This is a genomic window from Mesorhizobium sp. M6A.T.Cr.TU.016.01.1.1 (assembly GCF_003952585.1).
Classification (GTDB): Bacteria; Pseudomonadota; Alphaproteobacteria; order Rhizobiales; family Rhizobiaceae; genus Mesorhizobium; species Mesorhizobium mediterraneum.
In genome coordinates this window covers 6639166-6652149 of sequence record NZ_CP034452.1, presented here as the reverse complement: position 1 = coordinate 6652149, position 12984 = coordinate 6639166, and the positions used below count along the sequence as shown (strand labels likewise).

The window sequence follows — 12984 nt, the reverse complement described above, 5'->3', positions numbered from 1 at the left end:
CTCCAGCAGTAGAAAGAAATGCCCGCCAGCGCAGCGGCGAGGACGCCGACGGTCGCTAAGGACCTGACCTCGTCGCTCGGGAGGGCCCCGTAGGAGAAACCGGCGGCGATCAAACTTGCCGCCACAGTCCAGACACCCGGGTTTACGGCGACTGACCGCCCGAAAACGAACGCCACGACGGCAGCCACCAGCCAGAGAGGCCAAGACGCCAGAAGGCCGACCACCAAGGCAAGAACGAAACTGATCAAAAGGTCATGCATCGACGCGTCGCGGTGTGGAGTTGTAAAAGATGCGAAACCTAGGAAGCTTTCTGTTACTCCGGCCAAATAGCAAAGTGTGACACGCAGGGCGATTGTAAATCTCTGTGCCATCGTCATTCGCTAGGTTCGTTTTTTCGGTCTGGGGTGGAGCAGGTGAGCGAGGAGAGAGCGTCGCCACTTGCCGTAGCGTCCCATCTCCATCATGTATCATTAAAACAGAAACGACGGGACATGCGTTTGACCATCCCCAACATGATCACGATCATGCGTTTCGTGCTGGTGCCGGGCGTGGTGCTGGCCATGCTGCAGGCGCACTGGGACTGGGCTTTCGCCGGCTTCCTCATCGCCGGCATTTCCGACGGTGTCGACGGCTTCATCGCCCGCCATTTCAACCAGTTTTCGCAACTTGGCGCCTATCTCGATCCGATGGCCGACAAATTGCTGCTGGTTTCGGTGTTCGTGGTGCTGGGCTTCATCGGTGAATTGCCGCTGTGGCTGGTCGTCACCATGGTGTCGCGCGATGCGCTGATCGTCTGCGCCGTGCTTTTGTCCACCGTCATGGCCCACCCGGTCGAGATGAAGCCGCTGTTCGTATCCAAGGCCAACACCGCCATCCAGATCGTGCTGGCGGCGGTGGTGCTGGGCGAACTGGCTCTCGCCCTCGACCTCGATCCGCTCAGGCCGGTGCTCATATTGCTGTCCGGGGTCTTGACCGTGGCTTCGGCCGCGGCCTATCTCGTGGCTTGGCTGAGGCATATGAGCGGCTATGGCGAAGGCTCCACACCGGACACCTGACCAGGACATCGACGCGGCAGCCGAGGCTGCGGCCGCCGATGCCGCCGCGTCTGGCGTGTTTCGCCGCCAAATCCGCTTCTGGCTGATCAGCGCCATCATCCTCGCGGTCTTCCTCTATGTCTTCAGCGGCATCCTTTTGCCGTTCGTCGCCGGCATGGTCCTCGCCTACTTCCTCGACCCGGTCGCCGACCGGCTGCAGCGGCTCGGCCTGTCCAGGCTGATGGCGACGGTTGTCATCCTGTTCGCCTTCATCGTCGTTCTGGTGCTGGCCTTCGTCATCCTCGTTCCGGTGCTGGCCTCGCAGATGGCCGATTTCGCCAGCAAGCTGCCGGAATACTTGACCCGGCTGCAGACCCTGATCACGAGCTTCGATCCGAGGTGGCTGGAAGAGAAATTCGGCGTCGACGCCAATGGCCTGCGCGAAGGCTTGAATTCGCTGCTGACCTCCGGCTTCGGCCTCCTGACCACGGTGTTCACATCGATCTGGAGCTCCGGCGTGGCGCTAGTGTCGGTGGTCAGCCTGTTCGTGGTGACACCAGTCGTTGCCTTCTACATGCTGCTCGACTGGGACCGCATGGTGGCGATCGTCGACAGCTGGGTGCCGCGCGACTATGTCAAGACCGTCAGGGCGATCGCCAACGACATCAACACTGCTACCGCCGGTTTTGTGCGCGGCCAGGGCACGCTGTGCCTGGTGCTGGGCGCCATGTACGCCACCGGCCTCACGTTGACCGGCCTGAATTTCGGCATCCTGATCGGCCTGTTCGCCGGGCTGATCTCCTTCATTCCCTATGTCGGCTCGCTGACCGGGTTGGTCCTGGCCGTCGGCGTTGCCTTCGTTCAGTTCTGGCCCGACTGGACCATGATCGCGGCGGTGGCCGGCGTGTTCTTCGTCGGCCAGTTCATCGAGGGCAACATCCTGCAGCCGAGGCTGGTGGGAAAAAGCGTCGGCCTGCATCCGGTGTGGCTGATGTTTTCGCTGTTTGCCTTCGGCGCGCTGTTCGGCTTCGTCGGCCTGCTGATCGCCGTGCCGGCCTCGGCCGCCGTTGCCGTGCTGGTGCGTTTTGCCATCGCCCGTTATCTGGAATCGCCGCTCTACAAGGGCCACAGCACCGAACCTGTCCCGCCGCTGCCGGCGCGTCGCCGCGGGAGCGGTGGGCCGCGCAGTTGAGCCAGATGCCGGACAACAAGATCGACCCGCCGCGCCAGTTGCCGCTCGATCTCGGCCACGGCACCGGCTACTCGCGCGACGAGCTCGTCGTCTCCGGCACCAACAGCCAAGCGGTGGCGCTGGTCGATCGCTGGCCGGACTGGCCGTCGCCGGTGGTCGTGCTCGCCGGTCCGGCGGGCTCTGGAAAAACCCACCTGGCCTCGATCTGGCGCGCCCGCGCCGGGGCCGTGACAGTCGATGTCAGGCGCATCGGCGACTGCATGGCGGGCCTCGGCGCGCGGCCTGCCCTGATCGACGACGTCGATGCCGGCGCGGTCGATGAAGAGGGGCTGTTCCATCTGATCAATGCGGTGCGCGGGGCCGGCTCGACCTTGCTCTTGACCGCGCGGCGCTTTCCGTCCGCCTGGGGCGTTAGGCTTCCGGACCTCGCTTCGCGGCTGAAAGCGGCGGCGACGGTCGAGATCCACGAGCCCGACGATCTCTTGCTGGCCGGCGTCATCACCAAACTGTTCGCCGACCGCCAGGTCGAGGTCGAGCCACATGTCGTGCAATATCTGGTGCGCCGCATCGAACGCTCGCTGGGCACCGCGATGCGGGTGGTGGAGCGGCTCGATCGCACGGCACTGGAGCGCAAGACGCCGATCACGAGGGCGCTCGCCGCCGAAACCGTCAGCGCCATGGATGAGGGGCAGGGCGAGTTCGAGATTTAGACTGTAGTGGGCTTTGGCGTGCTGCCTCGGAGGGCTGCAGGCTCTTCCACTTTCGCCGCAACTTCATTTAAAGTCGCTATCAGCCTGTTGATTTGCGACAGGGCGGTGGTCATCTCTGGACCGTATCGCGTCACTAAATATTCTCGGTTTCCAGTAAGTTGGGACAGATGGTGTGCCGTGCGTTTCCGCAGGACCAGTCCCGAGGCGATTGCCTTTGCGGTACGTGTCGCAAAATCGTGCTGCAGGCCACGCAACGCCTTATGATCAGAACCAGTCAGGAGGAGATGGGCATTGAGGTAGAGTTCGATTGCGTGAAGGGCGGTGAAACGGCAGGGCACCAGGGAAAGCGCGTTACCCTTGCGTCGATGTTCCAGCAGGCGGATCGCTGCATTTCTGAATTCGCTTGCGAGTCCCAGTACCTGTTCGGCTGTTGCCTCTTCACCAGGGTAGGAAGCATTCATTCTACTTGCCCCGCCTCACATCGGCGTCCCGCCGTTCCCGCAGGATGACACGACGCCGGACGCTACGTCAAAGTCGAAACACCGATTGGTCGAACGCGGAAAACGACCACCCCTGCCGGTGTTCCATTTCGGGAAACGAAGACTGGCATCTGTCTTGCAACGTCAGTCTTGCCGGCTAACCCCGGTCCTGATTGCGTATCAAATCAGGTTGTAGGCTCGCCGGGAGATGAGGCGGTTGGGGTTCTCTTCCCGGCGAGCTTGCCTTCAATGAGGGGTCGGTAGTCGCGTGTACGGCACTGGCAACCGCGCTCACGGATAGTCGCAACCCCGCTCGCCTTAGGCCGTTGTAATGGACCGTTGAATGGTCTATTTTGCAGACATGGACCAGAGGTTGGTCCATAGAGGAGCGGCCGATGGAGGTATCCGTTACAGACGCCAAGGGACAGCTGACAGAATTGGTGCGTCGTGCCGAGGCAGGTGACGAAGTCATTTTGACCCGGCACGGTCATGCGGCCGTGCGCCTGGTTCCCGTCAAGGCAGTGCCGGACAGGAAAAGCCGTCGGGCATTGCTGGAGGCGATGCGCGCATCCGGCGCCGCGAGGGCGAAGGATGGGCCATCTGCTGCGCGAAGCCAGGATTTCCTCTATGGCGATGATGGCCTGCCCGAATGATCGTGGTCGATACCTCGGCGCTGATGGCGATCGTTCTTGACGAGCCGGAGGCTGATGTCTGCATCGCGGCGCTCGAGGCCGAAGACGGCATCCTGATTTCCGCCGGCACCGTGGCCGAAGCGCTGATCGTCGCAGCGCGGCGCAATGTCGGCGAAGAGCTGGCCGGCCTGATCGACGGGCTTGGTTTCGAAATTGCGGCAGTGACGCCGGCCTCTGCGCGTCGCATCGCCGAGGCCTACGCAAAATGGGGTAAGGGCATTCACCCGGCCGCGCTCAATTTCGGTGACTGCTTCGCCTATGAGGTGGCCAAGGAACATGCCTGCCGCCTGCTTTATATCGGCGACGATTTTTCGAGGACCGATATCGAAAGCGCTCTCTAAGCATGGGTTGTCTGCGCCACATGCGCGCGACAAGGCGACAGGGTCGACGCTCCCACCTATGAGCTTTCCCTTGAAATAATGCCGGCGATATATTTTGACCGAGAGCCGTCCCACCCGCAGGCTGTGCATCGGCCGTTTTTGAACTGATGTTCGCAGGCGGGGTATCCATAGAGATGAAACGCGCATTCAGCACAAAGGCTGGCCATTGCACTGCTTTCGACGAAATATATGCTGCCGCATTCGTCGCAACTCGTGATTGATCGGTCAGTCATTGGCTCACCTCGCACTTCCGCTTCAGCCCGATCGCCTGGCGCGGCCACCGCAACAGCCACAGCGGCTTGGGCTTCCTCTGCATCATCGTGCGGTTGGTCGTGGCATCATAGACCTCATCAAACACACGCATCCTCCAGCGGCAGTCGACGCGGGGCAAGCACGGCTGGGCCACCGCTCAGCGCTCGCCGGCCACAAGCGCCGCTCGTTCCACACCAAAGCGCCTGCGGTAATCGCCCGGCACCAGGCCGGTTATCCTGGCGAACACTTTGCGGAAGGAGCCGGGATCGTCATAGCCGACATCCCAGGCGATCTGGTCGATTGATCGGGTCGTCGCTTCCAGCATCTCACGCGCCTTGCCGACGCGCAGGTGCTGGCAATATTCGGTCGGCTTGAGGCCGGTGGCGTTGCGAAAGCGGCGCAAAAAAGTCCGCTCCTCCAAGGCCGCATGCTCCGCCATAGTGGCAAGCGTCACATCGCGCGCGCCTCTCGCCTGGAGCCAGTGCTGCACTTTGAGGATGGCCTCGTCGCCATGGTTCAGCCTGGGAGCAAAGGGGCTGTAGAAGCGCTGCTCTCGTCCCGGCGGATCCACCAGCATGAAACGGGCAGTGTCCATCATGACGGTCGGCCCGAGCACCCGGTCGACGAGTTTTAGGCCGAGATCGGTCCAAGCCATGTAGCCGCCGGCGGTGATGATGTCGCCATCATCGATGACTAGCTTGTCGGCATCCAGTGCGATGTCGGGAAAGCGCATCGCCAGCGCGTCGCGATAGGCCCAATGCGTGGTCGCCGCACGGCCCGACAGCAGGCCAGTCTCGGCAAGCACGAAGGCCCCGGCGCAGACCGAGCCGAGCGTCGCGCCCGCCGAATGGCGGGCCCTGAGCCAGTCGGCGTAGGGCGCGGCCACCCCGCGAGCGATCGGATCACCTAGAGTCGGAGGCAAGATGACCATGGCAGGTCCATTGTCAGTGTCGGGTTCGCTGTCGAAGGTGCGGATGACCGTTTGGCTCGCCTCCTGCCACTGCCAATGGCTGACACGAAGCCTCAGCGCGTCCGGCGACCGTTCGGCAGCCAGCCGGTTGGCCAGCTGGAAGAGATCCGTCAGGCCAAGAACAGCCGCTTCCTGAACGCCGGGATACACAACGAGGCCGATTTCGACCGGATCACGCGCCGCAACCATCTGTCAGTTTTGCCATGTCCAATGTCTGTTTTGCCAATTCTCACCATGACCCCCATTGCAGTAGCTTGTCCACAGGAGGAACGGACCTTCGCCCAACCAATTCAGCCAACCACATCAAGGAGTACGACGATGAGCACATTCACCACCAAGGACGGCACCGAGATTTTCTACAAGGATTGGGGCACGGGTCAGCCCATCGTGTTCCATCACGGCTGGCCGCTCAGCGCCGATGACTGGGACAACCAGATGCTGTTCTTCCTCGACAAGGGCTATCGCGTCATCGCGCATGACCGGCGCGGACATGGCCGCTCGACACAGACGGCGACCGGCAACGAGATGGACACCTATGCCGCCGATGTCGCGGCTCTGGTCGCTCATCTTGATCTCAAGAACGCCGTCCATATCGGCCACTCGACCGGCGGCGGCGAGGTGGCGCGTTACGTTGCCCGTTACGGTGGCGAAGGAGGCGTCGCCAAGGCGGTGCTGATTGGCGCGGTGCCGCCGATCATGCTCAAGACCGACAAGAACCCCGGCGGCCTGCCGATCGAGGTCTTCGACGGCTTCCGTGCCGCTTTAGTCGCTAACCGCGCCCAGTTCTACAGGGATGTGCCGGCCGGCCCATTCTACGGCTTCAATCGCGAGGGCGCCAAGGTCTCGCAAGGAGCTGTCGACAATTGGTGGCGCCAGGGCATGATGGGCGGAGCCAAGGCCCACTACGACTGCATCGAGGCTTTTTCCGAAACCGACTTCACCGAGGACCTGAAGAAGCTCGACGTGCCCGTCCTCATCATGCACGGCGATGACGACCAGATCGTGCCGATTGCCGACTCCGCTCTGCTTGCAGCCAAGCTGGTGAAGCACGGCACGCTCAAGGTCTACAAGGGCCTGCCGCACGGAATGTGCACCACCCACCCGGAGATCATCAATCCGGATCTCCTGGCGTTCATCCAGGGCTGACGCTTCGGAGCTCAGGGCGGGCACGCTCGAAAACCCGGGCTGCCCGTCGGTCGCTTCCGTGCTTCGCCAGTCGCAGATGCTGCCCGGCGCAGGTGCGCCGGCAGCATGGCCGATGATTTGCTGTGAATGAATGGTCGGAGTGGAGAGATTCGAACTCCCGACCCTCTGGTCCCAAACCAGATGCGCTACCAGGCTGCGCTACACTCCGAGTCCTTGCGGGCTATAGGGTTCCGGGCTTGGCTGCGCAACCCCTAAAAGACGAAAACGGAACAAACGGCAGGCCCGTGCGGCGATCGGGGCCGGAATTGCAGCCAGCCAAGTCGCGCGCAACGGCTTTACAGCAGCGCTGCCTCAGGACCCAGGCTCCTGTCCGGTCAGACCTTTATGAAAGCGGCCGTCGCGTACATGAAGGCGACGCCGGCCGCCAGGCCGCCCATGACCGGTGGCGTGAAGAAGGCATCGATGCCCTTCTGGTTGCGGCGCATCAGATAGGCGCCGACCTCGACGATGACCTGCAGGATCGCGCCGGCGCCGATGGCAAGCGCCAGCGCCGACCATTGCGGCGCATAGGCCAGGCTGCCGAGCCACATGCCGATAACCGCAGGCCCACCGGCGAGCAAGGTCAGGCCGGCGAACGTCCACAGCGGCGGCCGCTCCTTCAGCATCGGAGCGGCGATGCCGATGCCTTCGGTAATATTATGCAGGGCGAAGCCGAGCACCAGGAAGGTTCCGAGGCTTGCCGAGCCGGCCACGAAGGCAGCGCCGATGGCAAGGCCTTCGCCGAGATTGTGAAGGCCGATGCCGAGCGCGATATAGGTGGCCAACGCCAGCCCTGTCGGCGTGCCGCGCCGCCGCCCGATCGCCATCAGGACGAGAAAGCTAGCCAGACCCGCCAGCACCACCATGACCGGCCCCTGGAACACAGCGGCTGCGGTTCCGACAAGCTCGAAGGATTCTTCGATCGTGTCGACCAGCAGAAAGGCGAGCAACCCGATGGTCAGCGCCAACAGGAAGTTCATGCCGCTCTGTCCGACACCGCGCAGCGCCGGATAGAACATGAGGCCAATGGCGACAGGCAGCACGCCGACGATGATGCCGACCAGTCCCTGCAGCTTGAGCTGTCCCGCAGTGGCGGTAGGCGTCGGCACGGCAACTTCGATCAAATGTTCGAAGGTGACGCCTGAGTTGGTTACCAGATTGACCGTGTGCGTTTCACCCAGAACCCACGGGAAAGGCAGATTGATCCACGCCGTGGAAGCACGCGCGATGGTGCCCGGCGGGTCCTGGGTGAATTGCCAGTAGGCGCCGTCGACCTGGACCTGGGCGATGGTCATCGGCTCGGAGCCGCCGGCCCTGACCAGAAGATGAAGGCCTGATGTATCGAGGACGACACGCTCGAAAGTCAGTTTCTCGACGGCGGGCGCGCCGTTTGACAATCCTTGCAGCGGATTGACGGCAATGATCCACGCCACCGCAATGGCGAGCGCGGCAAGGGGCAGGCCGATCCACAACCAACGGCTGCGCGGCCTTGCCGGTGAATCGATGGTGACGACCTTGTTCATGCCAGCGCCTCGACGACGTCGAACATGCCCATCCAGCCGAGCTCCGTGAACTCGCTTTGATGCGCGTGGAACATGTAGAGGCCCGGTTCGTGCTCGGCGAAGGTGAATTCCAGGATGCCGCGCTGGGCCTGGCACTGGATGATGAGGTCGACCGTTTTCAAGGTCGGCGTCAGCGTCGTGCCCTGATCGAAATAGTCGAAGAAATTTCCATGCAGATGAAACGAGTTGATGGGATCGAATTCCACCACATTGACCAGATAGATGCGCACCGGCTTGCCTCGCACGATGCGGATCGGCGTCTTCGCATAGGCGTGGGCGATGGTGTTGGCGGCGTAGAATTCGTTCTCCTCGTCGAAATTGGTGTCGAATCCGTTCATGACCATCACCAGCTCTTGCCAGCCGGCATTCTCGGGCGTGTCGAGAAGCCGCGACCGGGCGATCTCGGCATGGTCGGGATGGCGATCCGGGTCCGGGTCGATGACAAAGGCCCCATACATGCCCTTGTGGATGTGCCTCTTCAGCGGCAAGGCGTGGCAATGATACAGATGGCAGCCAAAGGGCTTGGCGTCGAATTCGTAGACGAACTCGCCACCCGGATCGACCAGCCCGGCGCCGGGAATTCCATCCATGCGGGCGGCATGGATGCCGTGGAAATGCATCGAGTGCGGATGCGAGCCGTTGTTCTTGAAGACGATGCGAATGCGCTCGCCTTCCTTGGCGCGCAGCGCCGGACCGGGCACGCGGCCGTTATACGTCCATGCCGGGAAGAACACGCCCGGTGCGATCTCGATCGTCTTGTCCACGGCCGTCACCTCGAACGTCCTGAGCGTGCGCCCATCGGGCAGAACCGAGACCGTCCCTCGCTCCCAGTCCGTCAGCATCGGGATCGGATCAAAACCGTTGGCGGCGTTGTCCACCTCCCCGACGGTGACCATCGCGCCATGAGCATTCATATGATGAGGTGCCGGATCGGTGGCGGCCACCGCCGCTATGTCATGACCGCTATGCTGGGCGGACTGACCGAGCGCGCTGCGGGCAGCAATCGCCGTGCCGCCCACGGCAGCAAGACTTCCTGTAAGGACGGAACGTCGGCTTATCCGATCGCGCAACCACACACCGACATCGACCATGCCAACTTTTTCCTCGAATTCATTCGTTTGACCGATAATAGCGTCAGCTGTCAAATATAGCAATGGCTTAGTTCGGTCGCGGCATGCCCCCGTGCGGCTGAACGCGCCAAGACGGTGCAACGGGCTTGGCAAGCTGCCTTGCAGCCGACGCCGTCACAGCAGATTGCGTAGTCCTCATTCTGCTTGGTTCAGGTCCGCGACAGGAGCGCAAAAACCATCGGCCTTGCCGCCGGCTGCATTGCGAAGTAATGACGGGAATACAGCGGCAGGTGCCGCTTGCACGTAGCAACGAGGTGACCATGTCCGCGCGCATTTTCAGCCCAGCCAAAACCGCGATGCAGTCCGGCAAGGCCAAGACCGGCCACTGGGTGCTGGAATTCGATCCCGAGATGCGCAAGAAAATCGATCCGCTGATGGGCTACACCACGTCGGGCGACATGCGCAGCCAGATCAGGCTCACCTTCGACACCAGGGAAGAGGCGGTGGCCTATGCCGAGAAAGAGGGGCTGGCCTTCCGTGTCGAGGAGCCGAAGGAAACCAAGCGCCGCCAGATTTCCTATGCGGAGAATTTCCGCTATGACCGCAGGACGCCCTGGACGCATTGACCGGCAAATGCCCATCGCATAATTCAGCCGGCCTTGGCGTCGGCCCAGCGGTCCCGTAGCTCAGCTGGATAGAGCACCGGCCTTCTAAGCCGATGGTCACAGGTTCGAATCCTGTCGGGATCGCCAGTATTTTCAAAGACATAGCACCATATTCCCGACTTCGGGAGAATGGCATTCCGATCCGTTTACAGATTTTCTTCCTCATGGGTTCCGCTCCATGCGGAAAATGACGGCATCGAACCCACGCTGCTATTGCTGATCTGCGCTCGGCACAGTCACGCGCAGGAGCGAGCGCAACCGTGCACGCGATCAGGAGATCGCCAATCTCGCCGGTCGTATCGATTGAAATCCGGCAAGAGGTCGGCGCTGTCTACGGCACGCGCGACGTGATCCAAGGCATTTGGCTTTGAAAGGTTCCACGGCAGTCGCTTGCTGGCCTGTTGTCGAGAGCGTCTGGCGCTTGCGCCATCATATCAGACAAGTCTAATGTAAGTCATGATCTGGCCATTGCGCGGGCGCGGCGGCGCGCTCGGGATGGGCACTATTCATCCGGTGGATATCACACAAAGGGAGGACGAGATGAGACTGGTTAAGTCATTTGCATTTGCTGCTGTGCTGCTTCTTTCGTCAGCACTGTCTGTGGCCGCCCAGTCGGCTCGCGAGGACATCGAAGCGGCGCTGACGAAATTCACGGACGCCTTCAACAGCGGAAACGCGGCGGCGGTGGGTCAAATGTATACCGAGGATGCTGCCGTGCTGCCGCCCGACGGCAAGCGCGTCGATGGCCGCAAGGGCGTGGAAGAATTCTGGCAGGGCGCGATCAAAGGCGGGATGAAGAATCTCACCCTGAAGGCGCTGGAAGTGGAAGAGAGCGCGAACCTCGCCTACGAAGTTGGCGCATTTACGCTTGATGTGCCGAGCAAAGACGGCGCCCTCTCCACCGTAGCGGGCAAGTACATCGTCGTCTGGAAAAAGGGCGACGACGGGACATGGCGCCTGCATCGGGACATCTGGAATTTAGGTGCGGCCCAATAGGGATTGATATCCAGGCCTTCATCGACCGCCTTGGCGAAAGGCGCGGCGGGCTTTTTTGTCTCCGTATGGAACACTGGCACGGGCAAGACGTTCGCCTCCTGCAGCAATATTTCCTGTGCGCATAGAAATGCTGCGAGATCGGATTGTCCCCTCCGATCAGCCCGCGTCCTTCCCCTCCGGGGGGCGCGGGCTTCTTCGTTCATGGAACCGAAACGACCAAGGCTCTTCGGACGACCAGCCCCTGCGTGTTGGCACCGAGCAAGGCGTGTTCAGCCTCGATGGCATCGGGCATCGGCGCTCTGAATTCACGATGATGCAACCACTGCCATCTCTTCGCGTTTAACCGCCTTCAATCCTGGTGAGCGACAAAAATGACGGCGTTCATTCCGATTACAATCTACCTGAATCGCAGGCCGATGGTGGTCGCGTCGATAGCCGACGCTGCGAAAGCGCTTCGGCAACCATGGCCATCCATGGACAAGCCGTCCCGACTTGAAGCAATCCGAATGATCGAGGAATGCCTGGCCGGACATTGCAGTCACCAAGCTGCGTTCGCCGCCTTCGAGGCGGCTGCAACTGAACAGGGACTTCACAAGCAGAAGCCGCCAAGCGAAGGCCTCAAGAAATTCGACGGGGTTGCTGAAGATCTGATGTGATGTCGCCCTCACCGGTCACAGATCTTCCGCGAGGGCTCATCTCTCGCGTCTGCGATTCTGCAACGGGGCGCGGTTTTTTAGTGTATAATAATGTTGCACGAACAAAATCTCTGGGCGAAGGGGGTTTGTCATGCCGCTTCATGGAAGAGCAGAGGATTCGGGTGTTTTCAACCCGTCCGAGCTGGCGCTACTTGGCCGCGTGTTCAATCGTTTGAAGATTGACGGCCAATCGGAACAACAGCGCGAATCGCTCGCGTCCCGAATTATTGCCAATTACATGGCCGGAGTGGTGGACGAGGAAGAACTTTTGTCGGCTTCGAAACAAGCGCTGGGGCGGTAGGCCCGGGTAAAGCAAGCTAACCGAGTTAACTCTTCCAACCGCCGGTTGGTAGACGCGACGCAGCCGGCGCGCGTAGGATTTCCTACGATCCGGGCACACCCACCCCCGCCCACCCTGTGCCTGGTGAACAACTGATCGCCCGCCGTGCCGAAAGGTGCGGCGGGCTTTTTGACTTCCGTATGGAACACCGGCTCGGGGAGGACGTTCGGCTTCTGCAGCATCTTCTCCTGTGAACCAAGCTGCGAGATCGGTGTCCCCTCCCGATCAGCCCGCGTCCTTCCCCTCCGTAGGGCGCGGCGTGGCTTGGTCATCGCTTTCCCGATGACGCGATGTCCGGCCTATTGCACGAAGCAGGACAGACTTAGGTCCCGTCTCGGATCAGACCGAAGCCCAACCAAGGAACGTTTGCGGCTGCCTCAGGTTTGAGTGGACCGGGCGCAAAGAGGATCCCGTCCATCGCAAGAGATCTCACATAAAGGAGAAAGCTATGAGAATGCGTCTTTCCACTGCAGTCGCAGGGTTTCTGCTGCTGGCAGGTATCGGCGCTGCTGCCGCTCAGGACGTAATCATCGAGCCCGAGCAGGAGACCGTCGTCAGGGAATATGTGAAGAAGCAGCCGCTCGCATCGGTGAAAATCCCAGGGGTAGAGCTCAATATCGGCTCAACCCTGCCCGATACGGTCGAGCTTCATGAAGTTCCCGACACCAAATACAGTTACGTGGTGGTCGACGACCGGACCGTTGTCGTTGATCCAGGCACACGCAAGGTCATCAAAGTCATCGAATAACCTAAGCGACTGGG

At 61.6% G+C, this 12984-nt stretch carries 16 protein-coding genes and 2 tRNA genes; 12 read left to right on the top strand and 6 right to left on the bottom strand.

Annotation, left to right across the window (positions count from 1 at the left end):
• The first annotated feature begins 497 nt into the window (after positions 1 to 497).
• Genes EJ075_RS32300 through hdaA form a run of 3 tightly spaced genes read left to right on the top strand, consistent with a single transcriptional unit; the run spans position 498 to position 2936 of the window.
• Entirely contained in the window at positions 498 to 1055 is a 558-nt protein-coding gene (locus EJ075_RS32300; protein ID WP_095483311.1) for a CDP-alcohol phosphatidyltransferase family protein, read from the top strand.
• Positions 1027 to 2226 carry an AI-2E family transporter gene (locus EJ075_RS32295; RefSeq protein WP_095483246.1) on the top strand — a complete coding sequence of 400 codons (1200 nt, stop codon included), beginning with the start codon at positions 1027 to 1029 and terminating at the stop codon, positions 2224 to 2226. The genes EJ075_RS32300 and EJ075_RS32295 overlap by 29 nt, the downstream gene beginning before the upstream one ends.
• A gap of 5 nt (positions 2227 to 2231) precedes the next feature.
• Complete coding sequence (hdaA, locus tag EJ075_RS32290; RefSeq protein WP_095483247.1) at positions 2232 to 2936, top strand: DnaA regulatory inactivator HdaA; 705 nt, start codon at positions 2232 to 2234, stop codon at positions 2934 to 2936.
• On the opposite strand, the gene EJ075_RS32285 is transcribed toward hdaA, so the two are convergent.
• Positions 2933 to 3397: a hypothetical protein gene (locus EJ075_RS32285; protein ID WP_095483248.1), complete on the bottom strand. Its 465-nt coding sequence runs from the start codon at positions 3395 to 3397 to the stop codon at positions 2933 to 2935. The two genes, hdaA and EJ075_RS32285, sit on opposite strands and share 4 nt — an antisense overlap.
• Positions 3398 to 3810: 413 nt before the next feature.
• Between EJ075_RS32285 and EJ075_RS32280 the strand changes: the two genes are divergently transcribed.
• Both EJ075_RS32280 and EJ075_RS32275 read left to right on the top strand, forming a co-directional pair.
• The gene (locus EJ075_RS32280) at positions 3811 to 4068 is read left to right on the top strand and encodes a type II toxin-antitoxin system prevent-host-death family antitoxin (protein ID WP_126107093.1); all 258 of its coding nucleotides are present in this window, start codon (positions 3811 to 3813) and stop codon (positions 4066 to 4068) included.
• The gene (locus EJ075_RS32275; RefSeq protein ID WP_126107092.1) at positions 4065 to 4448 is read left to right on the top strand and encodes a type II toxin-antitoxin system VapC family toxin; all 384 of its coding nucleotides are present in this window, start codon (positions 4065 to 4067) and stop codon (positions 4446 to 4448) included. The genes EJ075_RS32280 and EJ075_RS32275 overlap by 4 nt, the downstream gene beginning before the upstream one ends.
• 268 nt (positions 4449 to 4716) lie before the next feature.
• Here EJ075_RS32275 and EJ075_RS34095 read toward each other — a convergent pair whose 3' ends face one another.
• Together EJ075_RS34095 and EJ075_RS32265 are read right to left on the bottom strand one after the other, a co-directional pair.
• Positions 4717 to 4845, bottom strand: a complete 129-nt coding sequence (locus EJ075_RS34095) for a hypothetical protein (RefSeq protein WP_280953346.1) — start codon at positions 4843 to 4845, stop codon at positions 4717 to 4719.
• 51 nt (positions 4846 to 4896) lie between these two features.
• Positions 4897 to 5898 carry a GlxA family transcriptional regulator gene (locus tag EJ075_RS32265; protein ID WP_126107090.1) on the bottom strand — a complete coding sequence of 334 codons (1002 nt, stop codon included), beginning with the start codon at positions 5896 to 5898 and terminating at the stop codon, positions 4897 to 4899.
• A gap of 129 nt (positions 5899 to 6027) precedes the next feature.
• On the opposite strand from EJ075_RS32265, the gene EJ075_RS32260 reads away from it, so the two are divergent.
• Positions 6028 to 6855 (top strand): alpha/beta hydrolase, encoded by an 828-nt coding sequence (locus EJ075_RS32260; protein ID WP_126107089.1) that lies wholly within the window; start codon positions 6028 to 6030, stop codon positions 6853 to 6855.
• A gap of 131 nt (positions 6856 to 6986) precedes the next feature.
• Here the strand turns inward: EJ075_RS32260 and EJ075_RS32255 are convergent.
• The 3 genes from EJ075_RS32255 to EJ075_RS32245 form a co-directional block, all read right to left on the bottom strand.
• Positions 6987 to 7063, bottom strand: a tRNA-Pro gene (locus EJ075_RS32255).
• Between the two features lie 166 nt (positions 7064 to 7229).
• Positions 7230 to 8417: a metal transporter gene (locus EJ075_RS32250; protein WP_095489322.1), complete on the bottom strand. Its 1188-nt coding sequence runs from the start codon at positions 8415 to 8417 to the stop codon at positions 7230 to 7232.
• Positions 8414 to 9547 carry a multicopper oxidase domain-containing protein gene (locus EJ075_RS32245; RefSeq protein WP_095489321.1) on the bottom strand — a complete coding sequence of 378 codons (1134 nt, stop codon included), beginning with the start codon at positions 9545 to 9547 and terminating at the stop codon, positions 8414 to 8416. The genes EJ075_RS32250 and EJ075_RS32245 overlap by 4 nt, the downstream gene beginning before the upstream one ends.
• 299 nt (positions 9548 to 9846) lie before the next feature.
• Between EJ075_RS32245 and EJ075_RS32240 the strand changes: the two genes are divergently transcribed.
• The 6 genes from EJ075_RS32240 to EJ075_RS32215 all read left to right on the top strand — a co-directional run bounded on the left by EJ075_RS32240 (position 9847) and on the right by EJ075_RS32215 (position 12970).
• Entirely contained in the window at positions 9847 to 10152 is a 306-nt protein-coding gene (locus EJ075_RS32240; protein WP_015318428.1) for an ETC complex I subunit, read from the top strand.
• Between the two features lie 49 nt (positions 10153 to 10201).
• Positions 10202 to 10278 (top strand) — tRNA-Arg (locus EJ075_RS32235).
• Positions 10279 to 10647: 369 nt separating this feature from the next.
• Complete coding sequence (locus tag EJ075_RS32230; RefSeq protein ID WP_095489320.1) at positions 10648 to 11187, top strand: SgcJ/EcaC family oxidoreductase; 540 nt, start codon at positions 10648 to 10650, stop codon at positions 11185 to 11187.
• Positions 11188 to 11558: 371 nt separating this feature from the next.
• Positions 11559 to 11843 carry a DUF982 domain-containing protein gene (locus EJ075_RS32225; protein WP_095489319.1) on the top strand — a complete coding sequence of 95 codons (285 nt, stop codon included), beginning with the start codon at positions 11559 to 11561 and terminating at the stop codon, positions 11841 to 11843.
• 130 nt (positions 11844 to 11973) lie between these two features.
• Positions 11974 to 12183, top strand: coding sequence for a hypothetical protein (locus tag EJ075_RS32220; protein WP_095489318.1), 210 nt, complete (start codon positions 11974 to 11976; stop codon positions 12181 to 12183).
• Positions 12184 to 12670: 487 nt separating this feature from the next.
• The gene (locus EJ075_RS32215) at positions 12671 to 12970 is read left to right on the top strand and encodes a DUF1236 domain-containing protein (RefSeq protein WP_126107088.1); all 300 of its coding nucleotides are present in this window, start codon (positions 12671 to 12673) and stop codon (positions 12968 to 12970) included.
• Positions 12971 to 12984: the final 14 nt, after the last annotated feature.